General features: G+C 42.8%; 5 protein-coding genes and 1 pseudogene. 1 reads left to right on the top strand and 5 read right to left on the bottom strand.

Annotation, left to right across the window (positions count from 1 at the left end; genetic code table 11):
• Nucleotides 1-776, top strand: a pseudogene (locus tag V6C93_RS27425) (lipid-A-disaccharide synthase); the annotation flags it as partial.
• A gap of 51 nt (nucleotides 777-827) precedes the next feature.
• Here the strand turns inward: V6C93_RS27425 and V6C93_RS27420 are convergent.
• The 5 genes from V6C93_RS27420 to V6C93_RS27400 all read right to left on the bottom strand — a co-directional run.
• Nucleotides 828-1,163 carry a hypothetical protein gene (locus V6C93_RS27420; RefSeq protein ID WP_333479843.1) on the bottom strand — a complete coding sequence of 112 codons (336 nt, stop codon included), beginning with the start codon at nucleotides 1,161-1,163 and terminating at the stop codon, nucleotides 828-830.
• A gap of 40 nt (nucleotides 1,164-1,203) precedes the next feature.
• Nucleotides 1,204-2,622 (bottom strand): radical SAM protein, encoded by a 1,419-nt coding sequence (locus tag V6C93_RS27415; protein WP_333479842.1) that lies wholly within the window; start codon nucleotides 2,620-2,622, stop codon nucleotides 1,204-1,206.
• A gap of 2 nt (nucleotides 2,623-2,624) precedes the next feature.
• Nucleotides 2,625-2,945, bottom strand: coding sequence for a hypothetical protein (locus V6C93_RS27410; protein WP_333479841.1), 321 nt, complete (start codon nucleotides 2,943-2,945; stop codon nucleotides 2,625-2,627).
• Nucleotides 2,946-2,978: 33 nt separating this feature from the next.
• Nucleotides 2,979-3,722: a prolipoprotein diacylglyceryl transferase gene (locus tag V6C93_RS27405; protein WP_333479840.1), complete on the bottom strand. Its 744-nt coding sequence runs from the start codon at nucleotides 3,720-3,722 to the stop codon at nucleotides 2,979-2,981.
• Between the two features lie 142 nt (nucleotides 3,723-3,864).
• Nucleotides 3,865-4,191 (bottom strand): hypothetical protein (locus V6C93_RS27400; RefSeq protein WP_333479839.1); only part of this gene is annotated, 327 nt, incomplete at its 5' end.

Genomic DNA, 4,191 nt, shown 5'->3' with positions numbered 1-4,191 from the left:
TTCAACCTTCAAACCTTCAACCCCCAACTGAACTCATCGGATTGCTACCTGGGTCAAAACCAGCCAAACTCATGCAGGGTGTACCCTTGAGTTTAGCGATCGCGCAACACATCCACGAAAGGAGACCTCAAACTCGCTTTGTGATTCCTGTTGCTCCAACATTGGATTTTTTAACGCTGGCTCGTTTTGCCAATCCTCAACAAAATCCCCTGATTCAGCAGTTGGGATGGGGTGAAGCTGAACTGATTGTCCCAACATCTGATTCCCAGGACAAAGCCTTGCTTAAAACACCCAGTGGTTTGTGTATAGAACTTTGGCGAAAGTTTCCCGCTTATGATTTATTGGCTCAATGTCACCTCTGCCTGACCACTGTGGGAGCGAATACGGCAGAGTTAGGTTCTCTAGCTGTGCCAATGATTGTGTTGCTTCCCACACAACAGCTCGATGCCATGCGTGCTTGGGATGGGTTGCCTGGAATTTTAGCTCGCTTGCCTGGAATTGGGTCTAGTTTGGTTAGGATTATTAATTTGATTATGATCCAGCTAATTTTGCGGCAGAACCGTTTATTTGCATGGCCTAATATTTGGGCAAAGGGCGAGATAGTACCGGAATTGTTTGGTAAACTTCAGCCTTCTGAAGTCGCACAAAGAGTTGTTGATTATTTAGAGCATCCGGAAAAGTTAGAAGAGATGCGATCACGCCTTCGTAGCGTTCGGGGTCAATCTGGAGCTGCGAAAAAACTTGCTCAACTGGTGCAGCAGGAACTTTACCTGTAACGATTGTTTTCCGTATTTACATCATTCAGGCTCATTCAACAAAAAATAAAATTAGCGCAACCAAGACCCTGAAGATACTAATAACCAGCAACCTCCATTCAGTAACGCTGTAATCACAGCTCCAATAATCACTCCTTTCATCAAGGCATATTCTTCACGCTGTTTCAACCACATACTCACTGGAATGACGTATATAAACTGAAATATACCAATTCCTATAAATGGAAAAATTAGTAACAGTTCCCATTGATAGTTATTGATAATTGGTGTGGTTATAATACTAATAATCAGTGAAATAGCAAGAATACAGAACAAAGCAGCAAAGTGCATTCCTAGAAGCAGTGAAATGCCTAAAAATATGCCTCTTAATTCATTCTGGGGTGACATTAATTTTATAATTTTCTAATAAATTAAAAAATAACCTAAATTAGAAAGAACGGTTAGTAACGAGAAGATGACCAGCGCTACCTTCTCGATAAAACATATTAAAGGTATCAAAGGGAATAATCCGTCCATCTGGGTGAACAATGTGAATGCAAGAACGCTTCACCGATCGCACATCGAAATTATAAGGATCGAGGAACTGCACAATCATCACCCGGAATATATTTTCATAAGTAATTCCTTCGGGGACAGGTAGCATTGGCAAGCAACAAAGTAACTGTTTTAATGAGGTTACTGAAGACTGAGGAGAATGACTTGTTGAAAATAAGTTGAAAATCTTACGTTTGAGTTCTTCATTTTGTTCGTAGAGAACGCTATTCGGCATCCATTGCACAAAGTCAGTTGGATGGATTAAACCCGTTAAAGGAATAACTTGATTATTCAGTTTCAGTGCATACGCCATAGCTAAAGAATCGGGATGGCAGGGAACTGGGAGAATATCTTCGGGTTTGAAATAGGGACTTTGCTGTAAGATGGAGCGACGAACTTCGGTGAGAGTATAGCGATCGCGTTTTGCTTCAAATCCCTCTAAGCGTCCCGCCGCTTGAATCGGTTGAAAAGTTACACCTCTTACGCATCGCTGCTGCAAGGCATACTCGATGATTCTGCCAATTTCGTGGTCATTCAGCCCTTTTTTAAGGGTGACAACTAGGGTAGTGGAGATTTTGAACTCGTTGAGATGTGCGATCGCCTTTTCTCGAACGTCTCGCAAATCTGTCCCCCGCAACGCCTGCAACGCTGCCGCCTCGAAGCTATCAAATTGCAGATAAACCTCAATTCCCGGCATGTATTGGCTGAGGCGATCGCAAAAAGCTCTATCTTTGGCAATCCTCACCCCATTGGTATTAATCATCAAATGCCGAATCGGCTTACTTTTAGCAATATCTAAGATTTGAAAGAACTCTGGATGAATAGTGGGTTCGCCACCACTCAACTGCACAATTTGAGGTTCCCCTTCATTCGCCACCACCGCATCTAACATCCTCTCAATTTGCTCTAAACTGCGGTGGCGTCGGGGTTGATTCCCATTTGGAGAAATGTCTTCAACACCGGAATCTGCGTAGCAAATCGGACAGGAAAGATTGCAGCGATCGCTCACTTCTACCAGAGTCAGACAGCTATGCTGTTCATGATCGGGGCAAAGTCCACAATCGTAGGGACAACCATATTTAATAGGGGTGTTAAATTTTAGTGGCATGTCCCCTGGTTTGATAAATTCCAGGGATTGCTTGTAATACTCAATGTCATCAGCAATCAGGACTTCCTGATGCCCGTGTGTGGGACAATGTTTAACCAAATAAACGCACTCATCCCGAAAAATAATTTTTGCTTCTACTTTCACCAAACACTTACAGCAAACACTGTTGGTCAAAGCATAAAATAGGTAGGGTCTAGTAGGCATAGCTATGAAGATAAATTGTTCGGCATGATATCGTTAAGTCCTTTGTTGGAATCATTTTGTTCGATTAAGTTATACAGGTAGGAACGAGTCTCTTCCATTGTTAGATACAATAACTCGCCCTGAGTATCCAGGATTTCGTATTCATCAAGAATAATTCCATTGGCATCTTCCCCCCATCCCAAACCCACAATAAGTCTTGACCTGCAAGCTTTCTCTCCTAAATCAGCAATTTCCAGAAGAAGGTTTTTGTATTCCGCTTTTAACTTCCCTATCTGAATTATTTCATCAAGTCTGGTACTATATTCCGCTGTAGACTCTCTCATGGTAAGCCTCTTCAAAATAATTCTTTGGTAAAGTCACTCAGCTACAAAAGTAAACATCTGGGGAATACGTCGATGATAGTAAATAATCCCTAAAATACAAGCAATCTGAATTGCACTGACGCCTAGTATCGGATGAAAATCTGGCTTGATAAAATCAATCATTAGGCGAAAGCTTAAATAAGCAATCATGTAAAACTTAAATAAATTACCTTCTTTCCATTGGTAGCGGCTACGAATTTTGAGAAATACCATCAAACTCAGCAAGAAGATAATTTCATACAACTGAGTAGGATGTCGGTAAATGCCGTCTCCAAAATCTACCCCCCAGGGTAATGTAGTGGCAACCCCATAGGTGCGATCGCTCAATCCCGTCAAAAAACACCCAACCCGTCCGATCGCTGTCCCTACAATCAGCGGATAGACAAAGACATCGCCCGTTGAGCGCGTGACGCCAATCATTTTTTTAGTGAGTTCGACGCCAATGAGGCCCCCTAACAGCGCACCTACAACCGTTTTTCCTTGAAGAAATAGCAATAAGAATTGTTGCCAATTTTGCCACAACAAATCGATATGCTGTAGTAAAACCAGCAGTTTGGCTCCGACTAGTGCACCAACTAATCCCCCAACCACTACCGAACTGCGCTGAGTAGGAGCGATGGTATCCTTTCGACAATTGAGTAGGACTAGGCGAAAGGCGATCAAATACGCTAAAGACTCAAAAAGAAAATGAGGATGAATCTGCCAAGAGCCAATCGGCAAATAAACAGGGAACTCCATTGGTTAAAGGGTTGAAGATTGAAGGTTGAGGGTTATAAGTCAGTAGACTTAATTTTAAGCTTGTCGTTCTAACTTCCAACTGATCAACTTTTAACTTTCAACCTTCAACTTGTCCACTTTCAGCCCATCTTTGGGCTAACCCCTAATTCGACTGTCCATCCCGACGCCCTAATTCATAAACCCCACAACCAATACAGGCAAGAATACCCATACTAATCGCCCAACTGCGACCGAGACTGAGTTCCACGCCCCAGTTGCACAAACCTCCCGCCATTAAGAAGGGTACGATACTGAAAATTGAGGCATACAAGGTGTTTTGAGCTTCTTTCCCCTTGCGATCGCTCTCAACTTCCTTCGCTGAAGCGTAGAGCGACGCTTGAGCAAAATTGAACCAGCGATTGAGTTGCTCCATTAACCATTGACTTAAGGATGAGCAGCTCAAATACAAAGCCAGTGCCCACAAGGATGA

The sequence above is a fragment of the Allocoleopsis sp. genome (assembly GCF_036703385.1).
GTDB lineage: Bacteria > Cyanobacteriota > Cyanobacteriia > Cyanobacteriales > Coleofasciculaceae > Allocoleopsis.
Note: the sequence above shows the minus strand (reverse complement) of the source record. Positions and strands in the feature narration are given on the sequence as shown.

What these genes read in the sequence shown, in the direction of transcription:
- V6C93_RS27420 (WP_333479843.1), bottom strand. Translation starts at nt 1,163, where the DNA reads ATGTCACCCCAGAATGAATTAAGAGGCATATTTTTAGGCATTTCACTG.
- V6C93_RS27415 (WP_333479842.1), bottom strand. Translation starts at nt 2,622, where the DNA reads ATGCCTACTAGACCCTACCTATTTTATGCTTTGACCAACAGTGTTTGC.
- V6C93_RS27410 (WP_333479841.1), bottom strand. Translation starts at nt 2,945, where the DNA reads ATGAGAGAGTCTACAGCGGAATATAGTACCAGACTTGATGAAATAATT.
- V6C93_RS27405 (WP_333479840.1), bottom strand. Translation starts at nt 3,722, where the DNA reads ATGGAGTTCCCTGTTTATTTGCCGATTGGCTCTTGGCAGATTCATCCT.